Here is a 23,609-nt window from a genome sequence, read left to right as displayed (position 1 = left end):
GAAAAGGGGCAACTATATCTGAATTTCGTCTAGCCGTTCAATCAAATGGTTTTGCATGTTTTTGGTTGTGTGAGTATATATTTTTAGCGTTGTTTTAGAGTCTTCGTGCCCAACCCTATCCATGATAGCCTTTAGTGGTATTCCAAGCTCTGTCAATAGAGAAATGTGTGAGTGTCGCAACATGTGTGAAGAAACCTTTTTATCTATTGACAGAGCTTTGGCACTTGTACGCAAGGATAAATTGTAGGACTGAAGAGACAGAGGCTTTCCATTTCTAGTTGTAAAAATATAATCACTTGAATCATTCTTTGCATTATTCTCATCAATCAGTTGCTGCAGAATAATTTTAGCATCTTCGGGCAAGTCTACACTACGGTACGATCCAGTGTTTTTTGTAGTGGTTTTTATTTTGTTGTCATAATCATATGTACCTGAAACGATTATTTTATCTCCTGTGAAATCAGATTCAGTAAGTGCTATCAACTCGCCATATCTAATCCCGGTTAAAAAGAGGAATTTAGTTATGAGTGAATATCTTGGCTGTTTATAATTTAAAAGTTGGTATTTTGCCAGCTCGCTTACTTCTTCTTTTGAAAGGTAGCCTTCCTTTTCGCGTATTATATCCTCTTGCGTTTTAGGCTTTCTGGTTAATGACACACCAGTAATGGGATTATAATCTAGCCCGTAACGTTTACTCGCAAACTTGAATATCATACCGGTGAAGGTCTTTAAATGAATTACATAGTTATAAGAAAGATTCTTTTCAAAATAATAATAATCCAACATATCCTGTATCAGATTACTCGTAACATTTTTAACTAAAACATCATCGCTGATATAGGCTGAAATTAAAGAAATGTAGGTTTGGCCAGTTTTATAAGAGCTTGCCTTTACTGTAGGTTTATATTTTTTGTCCCATTTTTCTTTTAGCTCGCCGAAAGTAACAGGAAGCGTTTCTTTGATTAACAGCTTATCTTGTATTTTTTTATTTAGGATTAAATTGGCTTGATTCCACGCCTGTCTTGATCCGCTAGTAAGCGTAACAGAAACCTTTTTCTTCTTTTCAGTTAATGGATCAATATAACGTTCTATATACTTAAATTTTTTCTCACTTATTTGTTCAACCCACAATTGTATCACTCCTATTTTTCTGATAAAATAGGCATAGTTAAATAAGCCTATTCAGGTTTTATTTTCAGTAGCACATCCTCAAAGCTTGCCGGCAGGGGATGTGTTTTTTATTCTGCAATGTACTTATCAAAACCAATACCGTCTGTCGCAACGGCATCCTTTTTAGACAATATCCAAGAACCAAATCCATTACCCGATTGGTGCTCAAATGTTAAATCAGCACTATAGTCATTCTCAGTTGTTGGGAAACAAACTTGCATAGTTGTGTCTCCTTCATCGGCTCCAATTACGTGAGAAGGAAGTCCGAATTTAGCTATTAGTCCTTCTAACGTTGCTTTTTGGATAACTAGCCCTTCGAAATCTTCATAGCTCATTGTCTGAGATCCTGGTTGAATATCATTTACAATTTTATCTAGTTCAAAATAGTTGGTTCGATCATTGTTTTTAGACGATTGACTTGAATCAGCTGTTTTCTCTTCTTTTCTGAATGCTATGAGCTCATAGCTGATTTTAGGATTTGGCTTAACAGTAGCATTCCCTTCTTTATCAATATTAACATCAGTAATTAATGAAATTTTTACAGAATCGCCATAAGATAATCCTGTAAACTCGTATTCAAATTCCCCTTTTTCGCCAGATTTTATCCAACTATTTGTACTATTATCAGAATTTTGATCCTGAACGAAGACATAAATTATTGTATTTGGATCTGTAGAGCCCGAAAACTTGAAATCACCTTTAGAATCTGTTTCAAAACTTCCGCCATTTCTATAGTCAGGAACACTTACATCGATATTGGTTTGTTTGATAGTAGTAGTGATTGAGGATGAACTTGTATTTTCTTCTTGATGATCAGCTTCTTTATTATTTTGACAACCTGTTCCAAAAAATAAAGGCACCGATAAAAACAATAATAACTTTTTCATATTAACCCCTTCTTATGATATAATATTTTTACATCAGGTCTCAAAATAGTGGGGCATTAAGCTGATCAGTGTTGCTGCACTGTTCGGCTTTTTCTGTTTTCAAAAAGTAAAAGTATTCTTCTGGTAAACCATATAGACTACTCAATTCATTAACTGTTGAAGGGTACTGGTCATGGTCTTCAAAATATAGTTCTTTGATCAACAATGAAGAAAATTGGTTTGCTTCTCGTTCAGTTTTACTTTTTGAATGGCTGTTAAGGGAATAGTAACTGGCAATATCAGAATGTAAAATCCCGTGCCCTAGTTCATGGCCGCATATGAAAAAACGATCATTTGAATCTTTTATTTTGTTACTTAAAAAAATAATTTTATCCCCGAGTATGGTATCGTATCTCCCTCTTGGGTTATCCAAGAAATCAACATATTTAACTTCAATATTTAAGTATTCGCAAAGTACGAACGGATCAGTGGTGCCAAATTTCTTTTTTAATGATCTAATAAGATCGACTATTTCCAATAGCTTCACCTTCAGTTTTCAAGTTTCTTTTTCTTTTCGAGCTTTTCCCAAAAAACGCCAGTTAATATATCTTTCACTCTTTGTTTTTCGTCTTCTGTAAGATTTTCGCCTCCGTAACTCATATTTACATTTGAATCAAGCATTTTATCCAACTCGAGAATATCCTCTTCTGATGCCCATTCTGGGGTAGTTTCAGTTGGTACATTTTCGCTATTTCCTGTTAAGTAATCCATAGACACATGAAGGTATGTAGCAACTTTCAATAATTTATCAGTCGACGGTGAGCTCTTATCCCATTTTGTAATTGAACCACTAGATAAGCCTGCGGATCTTTCAATCTCTGCAAGGCTAATTCCTTTTTCAAAAGCGAGTTCTTTGATTCTTTGTAATACAGTCATTTTTTCACCTCGGAAAATTTTCTTTTTCAAAAACGTTGACATGGAAAATATTCCGTGATATATTATCGATGTAGGAGATAACATCACGGTAATATATTACTAAACACTCAATATAAATGCACGCCAATGCTGATATAGTGGTGTTTATTTCCTATGAAATCAGTATAGAATATTTTCCGAAGTAATGCAATAGTAAAAAGAGAAAATATTCCGAAAGAGGTGAGAAAATGATTTACGATGTGGTAAAAAACTTGGCAACACTTAGAAAAGTATCAATAAACAAAATTGAAACTGATTTAGAATTGTCAAGTTCTACAATTTCTAAATGGAACGTTTCTATCCCAAGAGCTGATTCTTTAGATAAAGTCGCAAGATACCTTGGAACTACTTCTGAAAAAATTTTAGAGCAATCAAATATACAAAATAAGTAACTGTCAATTACATTTCTATGATACTTCAAAGTGTTTCATTTTACCAGTTAGAGAACTCTTGTTCTCGTTAATCGATTTTTAATGTCACAGAGAAAGAAGCTAATTATCAAATATAGGAGGGAATAAAATGCCAAACGAACTCAGAAAAGCAGATTTCAAAAAAGAGTTCAACTATTCGGAATCTACGTATCAACGTCGAATGAAGGAATTTAAAAAATCTGAATTCAAAGCTGGTTACAAAGCTGTCACTGGAAAAGAAATATGGATTGATCTAGATTCATACAGACAGTTTAAGGATTGGAAAGCAGAAAACAGTCTTAGGGTAAGACAAGCTGCTACAAAGGAGGGGTAAACGTATGCAAAAAATTCATTCACTACGGCGGCAGGGTTTGCTGCTAATGGCTTTAGGGTTGGGAATCGTGATTGGACGGACAGGGATAAATGAGTCGCTTGTTGTTTTGATAGTGCTAATGATCGTCTGGTTATTTTCGTATGATTTTGCAGTAGAAAATCAATTTGGAAGGAGAAAGAGAAATGAGAGGAAAGCTAACGAGTCAGCAGTTAACAGTATTGGACAGAATGGACGCCATGACAGCTACAAATAATCCGTTTGAGATTGTATCTGATGTGATGAATGCATCGACTGATGATCTTACCACAGATGTATATTGTAGCGCTGTTCTAACTAGGAGAGAAATTACCCAAGTGATCGCAGTATATCTTGAGACTCAGAAGAATAAAGTCTGGGCGGGGAAACTTTAAGGAGGAAATAGAAATGACAATTGATACCGTAATTGAAGAAAGTATTAAGTTCAAAAACGAAAAGACGAACGAAGAGGTCATTCAGTTTTTTGAGGAACACAATAATAGAGTGTCACTTTTTGAACTATATACATGGTTAGGCGTATATGATAGCGAAGGAAACAGAGTATTGAATTTTGATGGAACAACAATAAACGATGATTAAACAGGAGAGTGAACTGGAATGAAAGGTAAATTATTAGCTTATGGGTTTCAAGTTACAGAAGAAGATGGGGAACAATGCCTAGTTAAAGTTATTTCAAAAATAGGAGATCGGTTTAAAACGAGATTGCGGTGGCATGAAGAGGAACCAGAAAAAATTTACATCGACCGACATTTCACGCGTGGTCTTGAAACTATCAGCGAATCCGATGTCATTACTAATCACAATGAATTGCATTCAGGAGCTAAAGACGATTGGTTGGCATTTAAGAAAGATTTTCCAGAGATTAAATCATTTATGTGAGGAGGGTATTTATAAATGAATCACTACACTTTAACAATTACAACTGGAAGTCTAAATAATCCTAAATTACTGGAATTCGAATGCAACACCTTTGTTGAGTTTAAAAGAAAGCTATTGAAGCGATTTGGGAATATCCAAGGAACCAACAAAGCAATGAAAGAAAAGAATCGCGTCAAGCAAGGAATTAAACAGGCAACCTGTGTTGAAGATGTCATTGACGTTTTCTTTGATGCAAGTTACTGGCATTTAGATTTAAGAGTAAAAAACAAGAGCCAGACACGTCTGCCAACGAGTCCAGCCATTAAATAAATATTCTAATCAGCTACATTGTAGCACAAAACAGGAGGAAAAAGAATGATTATTACAGTCAATATTGAAGCAGAAACACCGGAGGAATACAGAAAAGGACTGCAGGCTTTGAGTGATGGTTTGTCACAAAGTGAATCAATAGCGGTGATCCCGACACCTGAACTAATTCAGGCACCTGAGAAAAAGAGTGATCCTGTTCCTGATTATCCAGGTTTCAAAAAGACAAGTTATTTCTATACCCCAGAATCAGACAGTTATCACGTATTCAAAAAAGGGGATGAGATCCCAGAAGGGCAAACTTATTTTGAACTAAGCCAGTCAATCACTAAAAAAGAATACGATGCAGGGATTAAGAAGCAGAAAGAAGAAGCAGCTGCAGAAAAAAAGACAGGAGATCCGGCAGCCTCTACGGACTCGACCTCAGGCACAGAACCATCAAAAACTGGGGAACCAGCAGAGCCTACTGAAAAGGAAGATGTAGAAAAAGACGTATCAGCTACACAAGGAAAATACCCGGATGCAACGAAATCGGACATTGTAGTAGCGATGCAAGAAGCTCAAAAAGCCGGTAAGCTATCAGCGGTAAAATCTGCTTTAGGGCGTTTTAATGCAACCAAAATTAGTGAGCTAAAAGAGGAACACTTTTCTGCATTCCTGACAGATCTGGAAGTTTTAGTAAAGGGGTGATTGTATGAATGCTTATGGAATTATCAGAACAAAAGCGAGAATGTCCCAAGCCGATCTGGCTGAAAAGTTACAAGTCCCAACGTACTATATCAGTCGCATTGAACGGGCTGAAAATCCAGTCCCTACACTTCACTATTATGAGAATTTCAAGCGGGTTTTTAACGTCACTGACGAGGATATCAAGGCGGTGAGAGCTATTGAGTAGCCCAGAGGTTCATGCAAAACTAAGCGCTTCTGGGGCTAAACGGTGGCTCGGCTGCACACCTTCTGCACGGATGGAGGAAAGCTTTTCTGATAGCTCGTCGATCTATGCAGAAGAGGGCACAGCCGCCCACAGTTTAGCTGAGCTGAAGCTTAAAGTAGAAACAGGGAAGATTAAGAAGCCTGCTTTTAATATCCGCTATAAGCGATTTAAGCGGGAAAATAGTTACTTTAATCCAGCGATGGATGATTACGTGGACGAGTATGTCGCACTTGTGCTGGAACACTATCACGCGTTGACCAATCCAGTTATTGAGTTAGAGGTAAAAGTCGATTTCAGTGAGTGGGTACCTGGTGGCTTTGGTACTTCTGATGTTGTGATCACCAGTGACAAAGTTCTTGAGGTCATTGATCTGAAATACGGCAAAGGGATTCCGGTATCTGCTGAGAATAATCCACAGATCATGCTTTATGGGTTAGGGGCTTATGCTGCCTATGATATGATCTATGATTTTGAATTGATCCGTATGACGATTGTGCAGCCTCGTTTGGGCGATATATCCACCTTTGAAATGTCCGTGGCTGATCTCCTGCAATGGGCGAATGAATACGTCAAACCTAGAGCTGAACTGGCTGAGAATGGAAAAGGCGAGTTCTATCCAAGCGAAGAAACTTGTCAATGGTGTAAAGCGAAAGCTGTTTGTAAGGCACGGGCTCAGAAGAATCTTGAAATTGCACAGTACGAGTTCCAAGATCCTGACATGTTAAGCCCAGAAGATATCAGTAACATTTTAGGGCAATCAAAAGAAATCGAGAACTGGCTTAAAGCTGTAAAAGACTACAGTTTAACCGGCGTTCGTGATCATGGGCTAGTCGTGCCAGGTTGGAAACTGGTAGAGGGGCGCAGTAATCGAGTAATCACAGATGTTGATGCGGTCAGCCTATTACTTGATGTAGAAGGCTATGAAGAAGATCAGATTTTCAACCCCCAGTCACTAAAAGGGCTGACTGAATTAGAAAAAGTGGTAGGTAAAAAGTATCTGACAGAACTGGTTGGCGATTACATCATGAAGCCGACAGGCTCACCTGTATTGGTGGTTGAATCAGACAAGCGCCCAGCGCTTTCAAGTGTAGCCTCAGCAATAGAAGAATTCGAAGGGATTGAAGCGGATGAATAAAGATATTTTCTTTCAGGGGTCTGGCTATCGAATTTTGGCACACAATGACCTGAATGTTGTTTTAGAAACAGAAATAGGCTTCGGAGATTATAAATTTCAGGGTTATTATTCGGACCTGCAAAAAGCTCTGTCTTCTGTCGTCCGTCGGGATCTTCTCATGAAAAGAGACCAACAGCTTGAAGCCAAAAGTTATTTAGCAGAACTAGAAAAAGTTAGAAACATCATTTTAGCGGATATAAAGAATAATCTTACTCCGCCAACAAGTAACGATTTGTCATTAGACGACTTACTACAATAGGGAGGGCTTTGATTGGATTCTATAACAATTCAACTTTCTGATGTGATGGAGCAATTAGATGCAACCTTGGTGGCGACTATAGAAGAAGTAACCACCGAAGACTTCACGGACGAAGTTAGAGAACGGGTTAGAGCGTACCTGCTTAAAGCTCTTCAAACAAGTTCATATGGTGCTTATGTAAATGCTATTTGCATGGGTTTTTCAGAACAGATTATTGACCAACTAAAAAAATAAAACGAAAAGAGGAAAACAATTATGGCGAAATTAGTAAAAAATACAACAGTGGTAACAAACAAAGTGAGATTAGGGTATGTGGAGTTGTTAGAGCCAAAAGCTTTCGAAGGACAAGAACCTAAATATTCAGCTCAAGTCATGATCCCGAAAGAAGATACTGAAACAGTTAATTTTGTAAAAGAAGCAATTAAAAACGCTTATGAAGCTGCCAAAGGAGAAACACTAAAAGGCGTGAAACCTGCTGGCTTGAAAACTTCTTTCCGTGATGGAGACGAAGAGTTAAACGACGACGGTGAGCCTAAGTTACCCGGTCATTATTTTATCAATGTCAGCAGCAAGAGAAAGCCTGCCATTTTGAAAGTGAAAAATGGGGTCAGAATTGAAACAAATGATCCAGAGGAAATTTACTCAGGTGTTTATGCCTATGTATCAATCAACATGTATCCTTACAACGTTTCTGGAAGCAAAGGGATTGCGGGTGGCTTGAATAATGTTCTCACGCTTTGCAAAGGTGATCGCTTCGGCGGAGGTATCTCAGCAGATGAAGCCTTTGGTGATATCGAGATCGAGGACGAAGAGGACGATAACGCTGATAGTATTTTCGGATAAAACTGAATAGGGTCGGAGACGGCCCTTTTCTTTATGGAGGATCTTATGGAATCAAATACAGAAAAAATCAAAAGAATCGCTGATTATGTGATCGCTGCGCTTTTAGCTAAGGGTGTCATTATCCAACGCTATGATGCTTATTCAACGAATAGTGTATATCTGAAATTTGATTGTGGACTGGCGAACTCTTTACGGATTGGTGATCACGGAGGAAAGAAGCATCTCAATTACATGTTTAAGGTGGACATCAACCATAAAGGTGGCTGCCTTATTGAAAAGGTAAAGTTTACTCAATACACCTATGGAGCGAATAAAAAGCAATTGGACAAGCTGGTTAAGCATATCCTTGATCATAGAGAGCGCCGGATAGTCAGTTACTTCCACGATGATATATACAAAGATGCGATGGAGGCGGCTTATAACAAAGGGAAAACTCAGGTCGGGTTTTGGAGCCATGCAACTTTCATAAAACAGGAAGTGACAGCATGAAAACATTGAATATTGATATAGAAACCTATTCCGATGTCGATATTAAGTTCGGTGTCTATAGATACGTCGATTCCCCGAACTTTGAAATTTTATTATTTGCCTATTCCATTGATGGCGGTGAAGTAAAGTGCGTAGATCTAGCTCAAGGGGAGAAAATCCCGGCTTCTATCTTAAACGCTTTACGTAGTCCTTACACAGTGAAAGTGGCCTATAACGCTCAGTTTGAACGAGTTTGTATAAGCAAGTATCTGTTTGAACAAAGTCTGTTTTTATCTAAGCCTTGGGCCTTTCAGGAAATGTTAGATCCGAGACAGTGGCGCTGTACAATGGTTCATGCTTGCCAGTTAGGGCTTCCAATGAGTTTGGGCCAATGTGCTAAATATATCAATGTGGAAGAGAAGAAAGACAGTCGAGGCACTCAGCTCATAAACTTCTTTTCTAAACCTTGTAAGCCAACAAAATCAAATAATAACCGAGTACGGAATTTACCGGAACATGATCCAGAAAAATGGCAGCTGTTTATTGATTACTGTATTCAAGACGTTCGCACGGAAATGGCGATTGCAAACAAACTGACTCCTTTCCCTGTTCTTGATCAAGAATGGCAAATATATCACCTTGATCAAGAAATCAATGATAATGGGACCGGCGTTGATCGCGAGTTTGCAGAAGCCGCAATCAGTCTAATGAATGAAGTTGCGGCGGAAAACATGGATCGCCTGAAAGAAGTTACAGGGCTAGAAAATCCTAACAGCTTGAAACAGTTCAAGGATTGGCTGGCCGATCAGGGCACCCCATTTGAATCCTTGGGGAAAGATTTAATTATAGCAGCCCTGCAAGCTGATAACCTACCAGAACAAGTGAAAGAAGCTTTACAGTTACGTTTGAAGCTATCAAACGGCAGTACGAAAAAATATATCATGATGGATAATGCCACCTGTTCAGATAATCGGATTCATGGACTATTACAATTTTACGGGGCGACACGAACAGGAAGATGGGCCGGGCGCTTGTTGCAGGTTCAGAACTTGCCTAGAAATTACTTAGATGATTTAGACTACGCCCGCCAGTTGGTAAAGGATCGGGACCGGGAAGCTATAGAAGTTTTTTATGATAGTGTACCTGATACGTTGAAGCAGCTGATCCGGACCGGTTTGGTTCCGCAAGGTGGCCGTCGGTTTGTTGTATCTGACTTTTCAGCAATCGAGGCTCGTGTCATTGCTTGGTATGCTGGACAAGATTGGGTGCTTGATGTTTTCCGCACCCACGGGAAAATTTACGAAGCAACGGCGGCGCAAATGTTCCACCTGGGAGAGGTTGAAAATTACGACTGGAAATCCAACGAAGGCAAAGAAATGCGGCAGCGTGGCAAAGTGGCCACCTTAGCCCTTGGCTATCAGGGTGCCGCTGGTGCCCTTACAGCTATGGGGGCATTAGATCAGGGAATTAGTGAAGAAGAACTGCCGGACATTGTTCAGCGTTGGCGTGAAGCCAACAAAAAGATCGTTAATTTTTGGTATGGAGCCCAGCGGGCAGTTGTTGAATGTTTGGCAGAAGGTGGCGTGAAGAGAGGCCCCAAAGGGTTGAAATTCTTCAAGAAAGGCGGCTTTCTATTTATCCAGCTTCCTAGCGGTCGGCGTTTGTCTTATGCAAAAGCACACCTAGAAGAAGGTAAATATGGTCCAGCTATCTTTTATGAAGGCCAGGGCGATAAGGTAGCCTTCCAGAAATTGCAGACCTATGGCGGAAAGCTGGCGGAAAACATTGTACAAGCCACTGCCAGGGATATTTTAGCCGAGGCCATGATCCGGCTGGACAAGAAAAATTACCCCATTGTGTTTCATGTACATGACGAGGTAGTTATAGAAATGCCCGACAAAAAAGGAGCCCTGGAAACAGTCAATAAATTAATGGCCGTGAACCCAGAATGGGCGGAAGGGCTGCCGTTAAATGCCGAAGGCTTTGTAACAGATTATTATATGAAAGATTAAGAGGTGAAGCGGATTGGGTAAGGTAGATGAAAAGATGAGAGACTGGAAAGATTGTTTATCGAGATATAACAATAATGAACGGCAAAATCAAGGTGTGCTAATCAGAGCTATGTTATTCGACCTCGAACAGATCAAAGTCGAGCAGGAAGAGCTACAGAATAGAAACCAGTTTTTAGAAAAATTAGTTGAATTGAATGACGAAACCATCGAAAAATTGCAAGATACTTCAAAAAATTTAACTAATAAATTGAAGGAACAGGGCAAGGCTGTTGAGATTCCTGAATTTCCGAAACACATGGTTGAAATATTTGACAGCTGTCGAAAAATGTCAGCTGATGCTATAAGATGTTTCCTTGATTTGTATTACCAAGATAACAATAAAGAGCTGAACTATTATTTCAACACCAATAGTGAGAAATGCTACTTTGCATTATTGACTGGGAATTACACCGTGAAGCAGGAGCAGCTTTACTATATCGAATTGCCATTCGCAAAAACTGTTAATGGGTTTGGACGTTTCGCTATAAGTTGCAAGAGTGAGAAAGAACAAATAGTACACACTAAGATTGATCTTATGCCTAATCAAAAAACAAAATTCACAGAATCAGAAATAAAAGCGATCGACGAGCGTTACTGGCCGTTTGCTGTGAAAGTAGAGGAGGAAAAAGATAATGGATAAAGAGAAGATAGCGGAAATACTCAATTCAGTTAAAGAAGTGATTGAGGAACTAGACGAAGAAAACCAAGGGGCTATGTATTATCTGAATGAAATAAAAGAATCAGCCGAAATTTTACTGTTTAGTGGCTATTAATATTAGGAGTGGAGGGAAACCTTAGGGAATTTAACGAATATCAAGACATATCGGAAAGAACAGCGAACCCTCATGAGGGGGAAATATTAAATTATGCGTTAGGTGTTGCCGGTGAAGCTGGCGAAGTGGCCGATCTCATAAAGAAAGGTGTTTTTCATGGTCATGGTGTAGATGATCTGGAACTTAAAAGTGAATTGGGCGATCTCCTTTGGTATATCTCACAGCTTGCCCGCTGCTATGAAATTTCTTTGAATGATATTGCTACCTCTAACATTGGAAAACTGAAACAGCGTTATCCAGAAGGTTTTAGTTCAGAAAAAAGCATAAACCGGGATAGATAGGAGATTAACAGAATGAATTTATTTGAATTCATGGGAGAGCATCCTTATCTGACAGCTTTCATCGTATACATGATCTATTATGCAATTTTGAATATTTGCCAGGTGATTATCTCAAGTAAGAAAGGGGAATGATCGTGAAGGCCCACGAAATAAAGAAGCTTATAAATGAATGGGGCGGGTATAAAACCCTAGACTCCATTTTCGAATATTACGGAAAACCTTACAAATGTCCGAACTGTCAAGGCAGTGGCTTTTACATGAAAGAGGTTGTTATTCCAAATGATGATCCTTCGTGGTTTTATCCGCCAGCTGTTAGACACGAAAAAACCGAGTGCCCGTTGTGTAATGGTCACGGGTGGACAGAAAAAGAGTACAAGCCAAAGATGGTGCAGAGCGGTTGGGAGGCAGAAGAATGAATACACTGAAGCAATGTTTTGAGATCCTGGGAGCTGCTGATAAAGACAAAGTGAAGCGAGTGATCGAAAGATACATCCTAGAAGGCGACTGGGACATAGACGTCGTTTTAGCTGCACTTCTTATTGCAAAAGCGAATGACAAGAGCAGAATCATGAATGTGATCAACGCAGAATTAGAGAGAAGCGTTAAGAATACTGACTAATTGAAAGGAAGTAGGTTATATGCAACGTCCGAAAGACGAAATAACCCAGCAAGTGAATTATGACGGTGAACTGAATCTTTCACTTGCCAGCACCAAAACCGAAAAACGTTGGAAAAATCGGACGATGAAATGGTCTGAGTTCCTTCAACGTTTACAGACCCCTACTATTACCCAAGAAACGGCGGCCGATTATGCAGCAATGCCCAAGAGCCGCCGGGACGATATAAAGGACGTGGGCGGCTTTGTCGGTGGGTTTCTGAAAGAAGGGAAGCGGAAGAAGGGCAACGCTGAAATGCGAAGCCTGGTCACACTTGACGCCGACAGCACCACGACTGACTTATGGGAAGCGGTCAACCTATTATTTGACCATGCGGCTGCTGTTTACACGACACACAGCCACACCAGTAAGAAACCACGCTACCGGTTAATCTTTCCACTTAGTCGGCCAGTAACCGCCGAAGAATATGAACCCTTGGCCAGAAAAATAGCGGAAATGTTCGGCATGGATAACTTCGATGATACCACCTATCAGGCTGAACGGTTGATGTACTGGGCCAGCCACAGCATAGACGGCGAATATTTCACCGATCACCAAGATCTGCCTTGGGTGAATCCTGACGAGGTTCTGGCCCAGTATGTAGATTGGAAGGACAGCAGCTTTTGGCCGGAATCCAGCAGGGGGCACTCGATCAGGGAACGGCAAGCGAAGAAGGCCGGCGATCCATTAGAGAAAAAAGGGGTTGTTGGTGCCTTCTGCCGCAGCTATGACATTGTTGCAGCTATTGAGAAGTTTCTTCCTGAAGTTTACGGGCCAACCATTCACGCCGATCGTTATAGCTTTTTAGGGGGTTCCACCTCCGGCGGCTTAGTAATCTATGAAGATAAATGGGCGTATTCCCATCACGGTACCGATCCGGTAGGCGATCAGCTGGTGAACTCTTTCGATCTGGTCCGTATTCATTTGTTTGGTGATCTGGACGAAGACGCAAAACCAGGCACACCGCCGCAGAAAATGAAAAGCTATCAGACTATGAACGAGTGGCTGCAAGAAGATGAAACTGTGATAACCCAGATGCGGAAAGAGCGACTAGGGGAAGCTTTGGACGACTTTGACGGGCTTGATTTAGAACAGAGCTCAGACGCAATCGAAACGGGCTGGCTGACCTTTGACGGTCGAGGTAATCCAGAAGTTAATACGTACTTACTGGCACAGGAGGTCGTTTCTGAAATTCCGTTTTTCTATGATGGTTCGGAATTTCTACGATATGACCATATGAAAGGCATTTGGGTTGATGGCGCCGACGAATATTTAAAGAGCTATCTGACTAACCGGAAACTTCTAAAAGAATCTAAGATCCGTTATATGAGTGAATGTATTGCCAGTATTAAAAATCTAGTATTTAAAGAGGAAGGTTTCAAGGAGATGGATGTCAATAAACTAGTGCTTGCTAATGGGGTGTACGATCTGAAAGAGGACAGCTTTTCCCCTGGCTTCGATAAAAATTTATATGCCAGAAACAGCCATCCAATCGAATATGATGCCAGTGCCGATTGTCCAGTCTTTGATGGTTATCTGCAACATGTGGTAGGTCCTGAAAATGTGGATTTTGTTTATGAGTGGTTTGGCTATAACTTCTATAGAGAATACGCGATTCAGAAGCTTCTATTTTTACACGGGAGAGGTGGGACAGGTAAGTCCACTCTAGTAAATATCTTAAAGCAGATGTTAGGCTCAGATAGCTATTCCGCTGTTAGCCTTAAAAGTTTAATGACGGAACGGTTCGCCCCAGCCTGGCTTCACTGTAAAACGGCGAACTTTGACACCGATGCAAAACCGGAATACTTGGCCGATGGTTCTTTATTGAAGCAGTTGACCGGTGAAGACACGATTTACGCCGATCGTAAAAATCAAGATCCTATTTTCTTCTATAACTATGCAAAATTGACGTTTGCCATGAATGAGCTGCCAGCTATGCGAGATTTCACCGGAGGACTACGGCGACGGGTGATTATTTTGAGTATTGATAAAGAGCTGACAGCGGCAGTGAAAAAGAAATATCCTTTGGAAGCAATGAAGCAGGAAGGGGCCGGCATTTTTAATAAAGCAATGAAGGGACTACGTGCGGCGCTTGATCGGGGGACGTTTTCTATATCGGAAGGCATGGATAGCGACCTACAACGATGGATAAGAGGGAATGACGTACTTTCTCTATTTATTGAAGATGAATGCGAAACCGGACCGGATAAAAAGACACCCGTTTCAGAAGCGTATAGCGACTACGTAACGTACTGTAAGGGATCAGGCTATAAGCAAATGACCCGTAACAAGTTTAAAACCAGAATGGAAGAGTTGGGCTATGAGAATAAACCCGTAAAAGTTGGGGGAAGCTCCGTCCGATGTTGGGTAGGAATTGACACAGGAAATGGCAGTTTTTGAAGTTACATTTGAGGTTACATTTTTTGATTAAGTGAGAGTTGAAAATCATAAGGCACCTAAGTAAGTTACAAAGTTACAAATTTTTTCGAGTCATATAAATTATTGTAGCTAAGAAAAAACGTAACTTTGTAACTTTTGTCTAAAAGGTTACAAAAAAATGTAACTTTTGTGCGAAAATGTACCCTGTTTTGTAACCTCAAAATCCTTTCATACCAAGGCGAATCAAAGAAAAGTTACATAGTTACATTTTTTTCTATATCTCACACACAAGGGTATATAAATAGTATATGTACATATACTCATATAATAATAAATACGTATATATATATAAGGAGTTCAGAAAAAATGTAACCTTGTAATTTGTTAGAAATATTTTTTAGGAGGTTTGACTGTGATTCTTGAGAAGGATGTGGAGAGTTACTTCAAGAAACAAATAGAAAAAAAGGGGGCATGGTGTCCGAAGTGGGAATCACCAGGAACCAGGGGCGTACCCGACAGGCTTGTATTTTTACCCGAAGGCAGAATCACAGTGGTAGAAATGAAGAGGCCGAAGGGCGGCGTAGTTAGTAAGTCGCAGAAGAAAATAGCTGAAAAGCTTAGAGATTTGGGCCATTCAGTCTGGCATTGTTACAGTAAGGAAGAAGCGGACTGGCTTATAAATACATTTGAAGAAATGGGCTGGCTGCAATGAAAGCCGTATTACACCGATACCAAGACTATTCAAAAGACTGGATTCTTGACCACCCCTATTGTGCTTTACTGCTAGACATGGGACTGGGAAAAACTCTTTCCAGTTTGTCCGCCATCGTGGAATTATTAACCACGTTTGAAATCATTGAAAATGTTCTAGTGATCGCCCCCTTAAGCGTGGCTGAAAAAACATGGACCGATGAAATAGAGAAGTGGGATCACCTTCAATACTTGACCACTTCCAAAATTTTAGGCAGTGAGAAGCAACGACTGGAAGCCTTGAATAAAAAAGCGGATGTCTACCTGATCAACCGGGAGAATGTAGTCTGGTTGGTGGAACACTTTGGAAGAAAATGGCCGTTTAAAACGGTGATTATAGACGAACTATCCAGCTTCAAGTCCAGTAGTTCAAAACGATTTAAGGCGTTAAGGAAAGTGCGTCCATTCATGAAACAGGTGATCGGCTTAACCGGAACCCCAAGCCCTAACAGCTTGATCGATTTATGGGCACAGATTTATTTACTGGATCAGGGGCAGCGTTTAGGGAAAACAATTACAGAATATCGCAACCGGTATTTTGTTCCAGCACAGAAAAATGGCCATGTTGTTTATAGCTGGCAATTGATCCCAGGGGCAGAAGAACAAATTTATGAGAAAATCAGCGATATTTGTATCAGCATGAAGGCGAAGGACTTTTTAAAACTTCCACCACGAACAGATAACATTGTTGAGGTTGAACTTTCGGAAGAAAGCAAGCGGAAATATAAAGAGTTGGAACGCCATTACGTTCTTGAATTGGCCGACTCCGATGTTGTGGCCAGCAATGCCGCTACATTATCCAACAAGCTGTTACAGCTATCCAATGGCTGTATATACGACGAAAACAACGAAGCCCAGGAAATACACACAGAAAAGCTGGAAGCCCTAGAACGCATCATGGAGGACGCACAGGGGCAACCCGTATTAATCTTTTATCAATACAAGCATGATCTAGCTAGAATACAGCAACGATTCAAACAGGTAAAAGTGCTTGACGTAAAAGCCGGAGATATCCAGAAATGGAATGCAGGAAAGCTTCCGATGCTTCTAGCCCACCCGCAATCAGCAGGGCACGGATTGAACTTACAACAGGGCGGCCATATCATTGTTTGGTTTGGGCTTACTTGGTCATTGGAGTATTACCAACAAGCAAATGCCAGGCTAGACCGACAAGGACAACAAGATCCAGTTATCATTCATCACTTGGTGACTAAAGGAACCATCGATGAACAGGTAATACAGGCGTTGAAGAATAAAGAAACAGGGCAAGAAGCCTTAATGGCAGCAGTGAAAGCAAAAATACAGGAGGCGAAAGCGAATGTCTAAAGGATTAACGAAGCACCAACTTGAGATCATTAGTGCTGTTGCCAGCAGAGAAGCTGCAAAGCATGTGGATCAAAAAGAAAAACGTCAAAAAGCGGAACAGCGCGAACGGAATCTGAAAAATACAGATCTGTTGATGAAAAACTACACGAAACTTAAGGCGATGGCTGAAGAGTATGAAAACGAGGTAGACGAATACGAAGATACGGTACTTGATTTAGCAACTTTGAGCTTAGAGACGTTGGAGAAATACCATTTCAAAACAGTAAAAATGATCAAGCATGTAGATGCAATGATCAGAGCCTATGAATGGAATTGCAGTAAAGGGTTGCCCGAAGAAAAACGCCGATATGAAGTCTTGAAATATCGTTATTTGGTTGATGAGAAACTGACTGTTAGGCAGTTATGCGATCGATTAAACACTGAGCAGGCTACAATCTATCGTGATACAAAAATTGCTATTCGAGATATGTCGGTGCTGTTGTTTGGAACTGCAGCAATCGATTTTGCTTAATGATAAAAACATGATAAAAAATGCAAGTAGTTTCATGTTATTATGATAGCGTGAAATAAGTTTAAACAGCCGTGAAAACTCCTTTTTTCGATTCGAATACCCATTTTTCATTTTTCATACACACGGCCGTTTTTATAAATCAGATTAAGCACTCATGGAAAAAATAGAGAAAGAGGTGATCCAACTCCTCAATTTCTTATTCAATCCGTGGGTGTTTTTTGCATAGAAAGAAGGTGAGACAATGACATTGACAGATGAAAAACAGGCAAAACTGACTGAAGAGATAGCTATTTTAGCCAACGACCTTATGAGAGAATGGCCACCGGCGAGAAATAAGCAACGAAAATTCATTCTAGCCTATATTGCAAATGGATTTATCAATGGATCGGAAGCGGCGAAAAAATCAGGTTACAGCGCTAAAACAGCTAACACGATAGCTTCCAATATGCTGACGGGAGTGAAGAAGTATGAACACATTCCACCCGTTATAGCAAAGCTGAGGGCTGCTTACGACGAACGAACGACGGAGTTATCTATTGCATCAGGTACTGAGGTTTTACAATATCTCACTTCCGTCATGGAAGGAAAACAAAAAGAGCAGACCATTATAGGCGTTGGAGAAGGTGCTCAGGGGATCATAGATATAGACGTAGGCGCAAAGGACCGGATCAAAGCAGCTGAGCTGTTAGGCAAACGTCATGCATTGTTCACCGATAAAGTTGATCTCAATACAGGTGATATTGTCGTGAAGGTCGGTGAATGGGATGCAGACGAAGAAGAAACCTAAAATAATTCTTGAGTTTCCTTTTCCCTCCAAAGTCTTTAACAAGCACATGTTTGATATCCGCGATGATTATTCTAAATTTACAGAGATTCATTATGGCGGTGCATCATCCGGAAAAAGTCACGGTGTAGTTCAGAAGGTCGTCCTTAAAGCTTGCAAGGAATGGAAGCATCCAAGAAAGGTCCTTTTCACTCGAAAAGTTGGCCGATCGATTAAAGACTCCATCTTTGCGGATGTACAAGCCTGTTTGTCGGATTTTGGCATTCTAGGCCGCTGCAAGGTCAATAACACTGATTATCGTATAACATTGCCTAACGGGGCTGAATTCCTGTTTAAAGGCATGGACGATCCGGAGAAAATAAAATCGATCAAAGGGCTGTCTGATGTGGTCATGGAAGAGGCAACAGAATTCAACCTTGAGGATTACACACAGCTAACACTACGGCTGAGAGAGCGAAAGCATAAGCAGCGACAAATATATCTAATGTTCAACCCAGTCAGCAAATTGAACTGGGTTTTTAAATATTTCTTTGAACAAACTATTGATCCATTGCGTACTGTTATCTTTCACACAACGTATAAGAACAACCGCTTTTTGGATGATGATACAAGACAAGTCATTGAGGATCTGGAAAAGCGTAATCCAGCATATTACCGAATTTATGCACTTGGAGAGTTTGCGACATTAGACAAGCTCATTTTTCCTACGTATGAGAAAAAAGTCATCAATCGACGATCTATCCGGCATCTACCGTCGTTTTTCGGTCTCGATTTCGGATTTGAAAATGATCCATCTGCATTTATGCATGTGAAGATTGATGAAAAAAATAAAACCCTGTATATCCTGGAAGAATATGTCAAGAAGCATATGCTTAATGATGACATTGCAGAAATGATTAAAAGCCGAGGATATGGTAAAGAATTTATTTATGCAGACTCAGCAGAGAGCAAGAGTATTACAGAGATAAGGCTTAAAGGAATTGATCGAATCCAGAAGGTCCAAAAGGGTAAGGGATCGATTATGCAAGGAATACAGTTCATCAATCAATACAAAATTGTTGTTGATGATCAGTGCTTCAAGACTATCGAAGAGCTTGAAAACTATACGTGGAAAAAAGACAAGAAAACAGGCGAGTACATTAATGAGCCTGTAGACACATACAACCATACGCTAGATGCTGTTCGATATGCCTTAAGTACAGCAATATTTAAACTTAAGGAAAGTACAATCACTAATAAAATTCAAGCTGTTAAGGCTTATTTTTAGAAAGGAGCTCACATGGATTCTAAATTTTTAAAAGGATCGCGATTTAATCCTCATTCAAATGACATTTTTCGGATGTCTGCAGAGGATTTCGAAACAATTGATTTTCAAAGCGAAGTATTTATTAAGCGATTAGAGCACTTCATCAATCGACATAAGAAGGATCAGTTGCCTAGGTTGCGAGAACTAAAAAGGTATTATCTTAGTGATAATAATATTAATTACAGACCAAGCAAGACGGATGAAGAGGCTGCGGATAATCGTATCTCAAGTGACTTCGCCCGGTACATCACGACATTTGAGCAAGGATATATGCTTGGAAAGCCTATTGAGTATAAAAATAAAAATGAAAACGTAATGATGAAAATTCGAGAATTCCAGCAAGAGAATAATGAAGCCTATCATAATAACTTAATCAAGACGGACTTGTCTATCTATGGTCGAGCCTATGAACTCATCTATACGGATGAAGAAAATAAGGCGATTTCTGTCAGACTGACAAAACTTGATCCTGAGCAAACATTTATCATTTACGATGATACAATCAAAAATAATTCTTTGATGGGTGTCAGATACTATGATATCCCGTACGAGGAACACAAAGTGAAACGAGTATATGAAGTTTATACATCTGATGCTATTCATAGATACTCAAATGATCCGAACCGGCCAGATTTAGGAGTAACATACAGGGAAGACGAGCAAGAAGAGAATCACCTGCACGGTGTTCAAATTAATGAATATGCAAACAACGAAGATAGAACAGGGGCCTATGAAGCTGTTTTAGATTCGATTGACGCTTATGATCTCTCTCAATCCGAACTAGCAAATTTTCAACAGGACACAATTGATGCAATGCTAGTTATAAAAGGAAACCCCTTCACAGGGACTGACGAGGAGACGTTTGACGAAGATGGTAACGTAAATAGAAATTCAAGGCTTGGAGTGGTTAGAGCTTTCAAAAAAGCGAGAGTAATGATTTTAGACGATAACCCCAACCCAGAAGGATCAGATCCAGATGCCTTTTATCTAAAAAAGGAATACGATGCGGAAGGTGCTGAAGAGTACAAGAAACGACTTGTTTCCGATATTCTTCGTTTTACATTTACCATCGATTCAAATGATGATAATTTTTCTGGTATTCAATCTGGTGAATCAATGAAGTACAAGCTGATAGCAAGTGATAATCGGCGTATGATTCAAGAGAGGTTGTTTGCTAAAGGGTTAATGAGAAGGCTGAGGCTCGTAGTTAATCTGTGGAAAATCAAAGGAAACGAAGCAGCTGGTTATGATCAAATCAATGAAACAAATATCATTTTCATGCCAAACATACCTCAGAATATCAATGAGCTAATTACTAATGTGAAAAATGTGTATGGTTTGATCAGTGATGAAACAAGCCTTGAACTTTTGAAACAGTTCACTGGTGTAGATGTGGAGGATGAGAAAAAGCGGTTAGAATCGGAAAGTGATGAAACTACTCGCAACCAACTCAAGCGAAGAAGTGATGTAAATGGTGAAGAGTAATTCAAAATATTGGTCAGATCGCTTAGATAATATCTTTTCGCATCTAGATCAAACAGATATGGACTTTTTTTATCAATTGCAGGATATATACAGCCAATACGCTAAAGAGATCCAGAAAGAAATTTTCTCCTTTTATCAACAGTATGCAAAAGATAATAATATGTCGCTTGCAGATGCTATGAAGAAGCTCAGGAAAGAAGATTTAAGCGACTATGTTCAAAATGCTAACAGATATAGAGAATCGCTTGAAAACAATCAGCAAGCCCTCGACAGGCTCAATGAACAATACTCTGGAGCTCAAGCGACAAGACTCGAAGCACTGTTGGCTAGTGTAGAATATCAGCTGCTTTTGATGAACGGTAGATTACAGCAGTCGTTTTGGGAGTATCTAAAAAATGTAGTCAAGTATGTTTACAAAAAAATCGTTTATGGTAACTCACCTAGCACCTTAGACGCCGAGGCAATCAAAACCATTTTAAACACGAATTGGAATGGAAATAATTTCTCATCATTGATTTGGGGAAATACAGATCGGCTTACTGATGAAATAAGAAAACTTATGATCGATGCTTTCATGAAAGGGCTAAGTCCCATTGAGATTGCCAGAGAACTAAGAAAGAAGTTCAACGTGTTAAGAGTTCAAGCTGAGACGTTAGCGCGTACAGAAGCTACTCAGGTGGCTAATAGCACAGCTGCAAAACGATATAAAGAAATGGGGCTTACAAGTTACCAGTTTTCAGCACACATTGATAGTCGAACCAGTGAAATTTGCAAAGAGTTTAACAAAAAGGTTTTCTTGTTAGACGATTATGAGCCAGGGTTAAATGCCCCACCTATGCATCCAAATTGCCGCAGTGCAATTTTACCAGTATTAGAATAAATCAGCATTGGCCTCAGTCAGTGCTTTTTATATTGTCTTTTTACTGCTAAAGACGCTAAAGAAAAAGCTGTCTAGCCGCCGGGCGTTAAACGAGTATCGTCTAATGGACGTAAAACGGAGGTCAAACATGAAACGAAAATTATTTTTACCAATGCATTTACAGTTCTTTTCAGCAGATACCGGAAGTGAGGGACAGTCGACTAGCTCACAGGAATCACAATCTACTAAAGATTCTAAAACGGAGAATAATGAGCAGGATAAAAATGAAAATACGGGTAAAACATTTTCTCGTGATGATGTAGCAAAAATGATGTCTGCCGAAAAGGCAAAGTGGGAAAAGGATCAAGAGCAACGAATCGAAACTGCTAAGAATGAGGCGGCAAGATTGGCAAAACTTTCAAAAGATGAGCGCGAAAAAGAAGAAGAGAAAAGTCGATTAGCAGACATTGAAAAAAGAGAGGCTGCTTTACGATTAGGAGAACTTCGAATTGAAACAATCACTCAGCTTGAAAAAAGTGGTGTTCCTGTAGATTTTTGCGATATGGTACTGACCGACGACGCGGAACAAATTAAAACAAATATTGCAGCTGTAAAGAAAACATTTGATGCAGCTGTAGAGAAAAAAGTCGACGAGCGGTTAAAACAGTCAACTCCAAGAATTGCTTCATCTAGCTCAGGAATGACTAAAGCGGAAATTATGGCTGTAAAAGACAGCTCAGAACGTCAAAAATTAATTGCTGAAAATCGAAATCTATTTTAGGAGGAAAAACAATGAAAAATATTTCAAAAAAGAATTTTATGAAAATGAACTTGCAAATGTTTGCAGCTGAAACAGATCTGACAAAATTGGATGATCTAGGAGAAATCAAATCGATTGATTTTGTCAACCGATTTGAGGCGGGAATTAAAGAGTTACTTACCTTGCTCGGCGTTACTCGAAAAATTGAATTATCTCAGGATATGAAAATCCAAATGTACGGCTGGGACACAAAGCTGAAGAGTGGAGAAGTCGGTGAAGGAGAAGATATTCCGCTATCTAAAGTAACACGTAAGAAACTCAAGGATTATCAAGTAGCATTTAATAAATGGCGTCGTGCTGTATCTGCAGAGGCAATTGCACGTTATGGAGCTTCTCTTGCAATTGATCAAGCTGACAATAAACTGTTGCGAAAAATCCAAGGAGGAATTAAAGATAAGTTCGTCACTTTCTTAGGAACTGCTCCTACAAAAATCACTGCAGTAGGATTACAGAAAGCCTTGGCTCAGTCTTGGGGAAAACTTTCTACTTTCGAAGAATTTGACGGTGAGCAATTTGTATCATTTGTAAATCCGATGGATGTAGCTACTTACTTAGGCGATACTACGGTGTTAGCAGATGCTTCTAATGTTTTCGGAATGACGTTGCTGAAAAACTTCTTAGGCACTGCAAATGTTATCGTTTTGAATGCCATCCCAGAAGGAATGGTTTATTCAACAGCTGTGGATAATATTGTATTAGCCTATCTAAATATGAACACTTCAGATCTAGGTGATATCTTTGCGGATTTTGTCGATGAAACTGGATTGATTTCTGCTACACGAGGACGCACATTACGTAACGCAACATTTGAATCATTGTTTATGAATGCTTTAGTATTGTTCCCTGAAATTCCAGAAGGAGTTGTGGAAGCAACAATTGAAGTGGCAGAGGTCCCAGCGCCAAGCGGTGATTAA

At 39.7% G+C, this 23,609-nt stretch carries 33 protein-coding genes; 29 read left to right on the top strand and 4 right to left on the bottom strand.

Going from position 1 to position 23,609, the window contains the following annotated elements; translation table 11 throughout:
• Window positions 1-12 precede the first annotated feature (12 nt).
• The 4 genes from A5888_RS09690 to A5888_RS09675 form a co-directional block, all read right to left on the bottom strand.
• Entirely contained in the window at window positions 13-1,140 is a 1,128-nt protein-coding gene (locus tag A5888_RS09690) for a site-specific integrase (protein ID WP_339102048.1), read from the bottom strand.
• 98 nt (window positions 1,141-1,238) lie between these two features.
• Window positions 1,239-2,057 (bottom strand): hypothetical protein, encoded by an 819-nt coding sequence (locus A5888_RS09685; RefSeq protein WP_086349907.1) that lies wholly within the window; start codon window positions 2,055-2,057, stop codon window positions 1,239-1,241.
• A gap of 40 nt (window positions 2,058-2,097) precedes the next feature.
• The gene (locus tag A5888_RS09680) at window positions 2,098-2,574 is read right to left on the bottom strand and encodes an ImmA/IrrE family metallo-endopeptidase (RefSeq protein ID WP_086349906.1); all 477 of its coding nucleotides are present in this window, start codon (window positions 2,572-2,574) and stop codon (window positions 2,098-2,100) included.
• Between the two features lie 11 nt (window positions 2,575-2,585).
• On the bottom strand, window positions 2,586-3,014 hold the full coding sequence (locus A5888_RS09675) for a helix-turn-helix domain-containing protein (protein WP_422389736.1): 429 nt from the start codon (window positions 3,012-3,014) through the stop codon (window positions 2,586-2,588).
• Window positions 3,015-3,199: 185 nt separating this feature from the next.
• Here A5888_RS09675 and A5888_RS09670 point away from each other — a divergent pair, with 185 nt between their 5' ends.
• From A5888_RS09670 to A5888_RS09530, 29 genes are all read left to right on the top strand, one after another.
• Entirely contained in the window at window positions 3,200-3,403 is a 204-nt protein-coding gene (locus A5888_RS09670; protein WP_339102047.1) for an XRE family transcriptional regulator, read from the top strand.
• Window positions 3,404-3,530: 127 nt separating this feature from the next.
• Window positions 3,531-3,755 (top strand): hypothetical protein, encoded by a 225-nt coding sequence (locus A5888_RS09665; protein ID WP_086349908.1) that lies wholly within the window; start codon window positions 3,531-3,533, stop codon window positions 3,753-3,755.
• 4 nt (window positions 3,756-3,759) lie between these two features.
• Window positions 3,760-4,008 (top strand): hypothetical protein, encoded by a 249-nt coding sequence (locus tag A5888_RS09660; protein WP_086349909.1) that lies wholly within the window; start codon window positions 3,760-3,762, stop codon window positions 4,006-4,008.
• Between the two features lie 170 nt (window positions 4,009-4,178).
• Window positions 4,179-4,370, top strand: coding sequence for a hypothetical protein (locus tag A5888_RS09655; protein WP_086349910.1), 192 nt, complete (start codon window positions 4,179-4,181; stop codon window positions 4,368-4,370).
• Window positions 4,371-4,388: 18 nt separating this feature from the next.
• Window positions 4,389-4,670 carry a hypothetical protein gene (locus A5888_RS09650; protein WP_086349911.1) on the top strand — a complete coding sequence of 94 codons (282 nt, stop codon included), beginning with the start codon at window positions 4,389-4,391 and terminating at the stop codon, window positions 4,668-4,670.
• 15 nt (window positions 4,671-4,685) lie between these two features.
• Window positions 4,686-4,979, top strand: coding sequence for a hypothetical protein (locus A5888_RS09645; RefSeq protein WP_212647216.1), 294 nt, complete (start codon window positions 4,686-4,688; stop codon window positions 4,977-4,979).
• A 45-nt stretch (window positions 4,980-5,024) separates the two neighbouring features.
• A complete protein-coding gene (locus A5888_RS09640; RefSeq protein WP_086349912.1) occupies window positions 5,025-5,666 on the top strand; it encodes a hypothetical protein in 642 nt (213 codons plus the stop codon).
• 4 nt (window positions 5,667-5,670) lie between these two features.
• Window positions 5,671-5,871, top strand: coding sequence for a helix-turn-helix domain-containing protein (locus A5888_RS09635; protein WP_086349913.1), 201 nt, complete (start codon window positions 5,671-5,673; stop codon window positions 5,869-5,871).
• Window positions 5,864-7,045, top strand: a complete 1,182-nt coding sequence (locus A5888_RS09630) for a DUF2800 domain-containing protein (protein WP_086349914.1) — start codon at window positions 5,864-5,866, stop codon at window positions 7,043-7,045. The genes A5888_RS09635 and A5888_RS09630 overlap by 8 nt, the downstream gene beginning before the upstream one ends.
• Window positions 7,038-7,343: a hypothetical protein gene (locus tag A5888_RS09625; RefSeq protein ID WP_086349915.1), complete on the top strand. Its 306-nt coding sequence runs from the start codon at window positions 7,038-7,040 to the stop codon at window positions 7,341-7,343. Before A5888_RS09630 ends, A5888_RS09625 begins: the two co-directional genes overlap by 8 nt.
• A gap of 12 nt (window positions 7,344-7,355) precedes the next feature.
• The gene (locus A5888_RS09620; RefSeq protein WP_086349916.1) at window positions 7,356-7,577 is read left to right on the top strand and encodes a hypothetical protein; all 222 of its coding nucleotides are present in this window, start codon (window positions 7,356-7,358) and stop codon (window positions 7,575-7,577) included.
• Between the two features lie 21 nt (window positions 7,578-7,598).
• Entirely contained in the window at window positions 7,599-8,186 is a 588-nt protein-coding gene (locus A5888_RS09615) for a DUF2815 family protein (protein ID WP_086349917.1), read from the top strand.
• 45 nt (window positions 8,187-8,231) lie between these two features.
• A complete protein-coding gene (locus A5888_RS09610; protein ID WP_086349918.1) occupies window positions 8,232-8,675 on the top strand; it encodes a hypothetical protein in 444 nt (147 codons plus the stop codon).
• Window positions 8,672-10,666, top strand: coding sequence for a DNA polymerase (locus A5888_RS09605; RefSeq protein WP_086349919.1), 1,995 nt, complete (start codon window positions 8,672-8,674; stop codon window positions 10,664-10,666). Before A5888_RS09610 ends, A5888_RS09605 begins: the two co-directional genes overlap by 4 nt.
• Window positions 10,667-10,679: 13 nt before the next feature.
• Window positions 10,680-11,345, top strand: a complete 666-nt coding sequence (locus A5888_RS09600) for a DUF1642 domain-containing protein (RefSeq protein ID WP_086349920.1) — start codon at window positions 10,680-10,682, stop codon at window positions 11,343-11,345.
• Window positions 11,338-11,478: a hypothetical protein gene (locus A5888_RS09595; RefSeq protein ID WP_170924828.1), complete on the top strand. Its 141-nt coding sequence runs from the start codon at window positions 11,338-11,340 to the stop codon at window positions 11,476-11,478. Before A5888_RS09600 ends, A5888_RS09595 begins: the two co-directional genes overlap by 8 nt.
• Window positions 11,479-11,486: 8 nt before the next feature.
• Window positions 11,487-11,819: a nucleoside triphosphate pyrophosphohydrolase family protein gene (locus A5888_RS09590; RefSeq protein WP_086349921.1), complete on the top strand. Its 333-nt coding sequence runs from the start codon at window positions 11,487-11,489 to the stop codon at window positions 11,817-11,819.
• A 134-nt stretch (window positions 11,820-11,953) separates the two neighbouring features.
• The gene (locus tag A5888_RS09585; protein WP_086349922.1) at window positions 11,954-12,235 is read left to right on the top strand and encodes a zinc finger-like domain-containing protein; all 282 of its coding nucleotides are present in this window, start codon (window positions 11,954-11,956) and stop codon (window positions 12,233-12,235) included.
• Window positions 12,232-12,438, top strand: a complete 207-nt coding sequence (locus A5888_RS09580) for a hypothetical protein (RefSeq protein ID WP_086349923.1) — start codon at window positions 12,232-12,234, stop codon at window positions 12,436-12,438. Before A5888_RS09585 ends, A5888_RS09580 begins: the two co-directional genes overlap by 4 nt.
• A 19-nt stretch (window positions 12,439-12,457) precedes the next feature.
• Window positions 12,458-14,875: a DNA primase family protein gene (locus A5888_RS09575; RefSeq protein WP_086349924.1), complete on the top strand. Its 2,418-nt coding sequence runs from the start codon at window positions 12,458-12,460 to the stop codon at window positions 14,873-14,875.
• A gap of 391 nt (window positions 14,876-15,266) precedes the next feature.
• A complete protein-coding gene (locus A5888_RS09570; RefSeq protein WP_249274509.1) occupies window positions 15,267-15,566 on the top strand; it encodes a VRR-NUC domain-containing protein in 300 nt (99 codons plus the stop codon).
• On the top strand, window positions 15,563-16,930 hold the full coding sequence (locus A5888_RS09565; protein WP_086349925.1) for a DEAD/DEAH box helicase: 1,368 nt from the start codon (window positions 15,563-15,565) through the stop codon (window positions 16,928-16,930). The genes A5888_RS09570 and A5888_RS09565 overlap by 4 nt, the downstream gene beginning before the upstream one ends.
• Window positions 16,923-17,441 (top strand): hypothetical protein, encoded by a 519-nt coding sequence (locus tag A5888_RS09560; RefSeq protein WP_086349926.1) that lies wholly within the window; start codon window positions 16,923-16,925, stop codon window positions 17,439-17,441. The genes A5888_RS09565 and A5888_RS09560 overlap by 8 nt, the downstream gene beginning before the upstream one ends.
• Window positions 17,442-17,748: 307 nt before the next feature.
• Entirely contained in the window at window positions 17,749-18,228 is a 480-nt protein-coding gene (locus tag A5888_RS09555; protein WP_086350207.1) for a terminase small subunit, read from the top strand.
• Complete coding sequence (locus A5888_RS09550) at window positions 18,206-19,492, top strand: PBSX family phage terminase large subunit (RefSeq protein WP_086349927.1); 1,287 nt, start codon at window positions 18,206-18,208, stop codon at window positions 19,490-19,492. The genes A5888_RS09555 and A5888_RS09550 overlap by 23 nt, the downstream gene beginning before the upstream one ends.
• Before the next feature lie 12 nt (window positions 19,493-19,504).
• Window positions 19,505-21,016 (top strand): phage portal protein, encoded by a 1,512-nt coding sequence (locus A5888_RS09545; protein WP_086349928.1) that lies wholly within the window; start codon window positions 19,505-19,507, stop codon window positions 21,014-21,016.
• Window positions 21,003-21,896, top strand: a complete 894-nt coding sequence (locus A5888_RS09540; protein ID WP_086349929.1) for a minor capsid protein — start codon at window positions 21,003-21,005, stop codon at window positions 21,894-21,896. Before A5888_RS09545 ends, A5888_RS09540 begins: the two co-directional genes overlap by 14 nt.
• Window positions 21,897-22,023: 127 nt before the next feature.
• Complete coding sequence (locus tag A5888_RS09535; RefSeq protein WP_249274510.1) at window positions 22,024-22,656, top strand: DUF4355 domain-containing protein; 633 nt, start codon at window positions 22,024-22,026, stop codon at window positions 22,654-22,656.
• An 11-nt stretch (window positions 22,657-22,667) separates the two neighbouring features.
• On the top strand, window positions 22,668-23,609 hold the full coding sequence (locus A5888_RS09530) for a phage capsid protein (protein WP_086349930.1): 942 nt from the start codon (window positions 22,668-22,670) through the stop codon (window positions 23,607-23,609).

This window comes from Enterococcus sp. 9E7_DIV0242 (assembly GCF_002140975.2).
GTDB classification, from domain to species: domain Bacteria; phylum Bacillota; class Bacilli; order Lactobacillales; family Enterococcaceae; genus Enterococcus_L; species Enterococcus_L clewellii.
Note: the sequence above shows the minus strand (reverse complement) of the source record. Positions and strands in the feature narration are given on the sequence as shown.

Coding starts and splice junctions, on each gene's coding strand:
- A5888_RS09685 (WP_086349907.1), bottom strand. CDS start 2,057: ATGAAAAAGTTATTATTGTTTTTATCGGTGCCTTTATTTTTTGGAACA.
- A5888_RS09675 (WP_422389736.1), bottom strand. CDS start 3,014: ATGTCAACGTTTTTGAAAAAGAAAATTTTCCGAGGTGAAAAAATGACT.
- A5888_RS09670 (WP_339102047.1), top strand. CDS start 3,200: ATGATTTACGATGTGGTAAAAAACTTGGCAACACTTAGAAAAGTATCA.
- A5888_RS09665 (WP_086349908.1), top strand. CDS start 3,531: ATGCCAAACGAACTCAGAAAAGCAGATTTCAAAAAAGAGTTCAACTAT.
- A5888_RS09660 (WP_086349909.1), top strand. CDS start 3,760: ATGCAAAAAATTCATTCACTACGGCGGCAGGGTTTGCTGCTAATGGCT.
- A5888_RS09655 (WP_086349910.1), top strand. CDS start 4,179: ATGACAATTGATACCGTAATTGAAGAAAGTATTAAGTTCAAAAACGAA.
- A5888_RS09650 (WP_086349911.1), top strand. CDS start 4,389: ATGAAAGGTAAATTATTAGCTTATGGGTTTCAAGTTACAGAAGAAGAT.
- A5888_RS09645 (WP_212647216.1), top strand. CDS start 4,686: ATGAATCACTACACTTTAACAATTACAACTGGAAGTCTAAATAATCCT.
- A5888_RS09640 (WP_086349912.1), top strand. CDS start 5,025: ATGATTATTACAGTCAATATTGAAGCAGAAACACCGGAGGAATACAGA.
- A5888_RS09635 (WP_086349913.1), top strand. CDS start 5,671: ATGAATGCTTATGGAATTATCAGAACAAAAGCGAGAATGTCCCAAGCC.
- A5888_RS09625 (WP_086349915.1), top strand. CDS start 7,038: ATGAATAAAGATATTTTCTTTCAGGGGTCTGGCTATCGAATTTTGGCA.
- A5888_RS09615 (WP_086349917.1), top strand. CDS start 7,599: ATGGCGAAATTAGTAAAAAATACAACAGTGGTAACAAACAAAGTGAGA.
- A5888_RS09610 (WP_086349918.1), top strand. CDS start 8,232: ATGGAATCAAATACAGAAAAAATCAAAAGAATCGCTGATTATGTGATC.
- A5888_RS09605 (WP_086349919.1), top strand. CDS start 8,672: ATGAAAACATTGAATATTGATATAGAAACCTATTCCGATGTCGATATT.
- A5888_RS09595 (WP_170924828.1), top strand. CDS start 11,338: ATGGATAAAGAGAAGATAGCGGAAATACTCAATTCAGTTAAAGAAGTG.
- A5888_RS09580 (WP_086349923.1), top strand. CDS start 12,232: ATGAATACACTGAAGCAATGTTTTGAGATCCTGGGAGCTGCTGATAAA.
- A5888_RS09575 (WP_086349924.1), top strand. CDS start 12,458: ATGCAACGTCCGAAAGACGAAATAACCCAGCAAGTGAATTATGACGGT.
- A5888_RS09565 (WP_086349925.1), top strand. CDS start 15,563: ATGAAAGCCGTATTACACCGATACCAAGACTATTCAAAAGACTGGATT.
- A5888_RS09560 (WP_086349926.1), top strand. CDS start 16,923: ATGTCTAAAGGATTAACGAAGCACCAACTTGAGATCATTAGTGCTGTT.
- A5888_RS09555 (WP_086350207.1), top strand. CDS start 17,749: ATGAGAGAATGGCCACCGGCGAGAAATAAGCAACGAAAATTCATTCTA.
- A5888_RS09550 (WP_086349927.1), top strand. CDS start 18,206: ATGCAGACGAAGAAGAAACCTAAAATAATTCTTGAGTTTCCTTTTCCC.
- A5888_RS09545 (WP_086349928.1), top strand. CDS start 19,505: ATGGATTCTAAATTTTTAAAAGGATCGCGATTTAATCCTCATTCAAAT.
- A5888_RS09540 (WP_086349929.1), top strand. CDS start 21,003: ATGGTGAAGAGTAATTCAAAATATTGGTCAGATCGCTTAGATAATATC.
- A5888_RS09535 (WP_249274510.1), top strand. CDS start 22,024: ATGAAACGAAAATTATTTTTACCAATGCATTTACAGTTCTTTTCAGCA.
- A5888_RS09530 (WP_086349930.1), top strand. CDS start 22,668: ATGAAAAATATTTCAAAAAAGAATTTTATGAAAATGAACTTGCAAATG.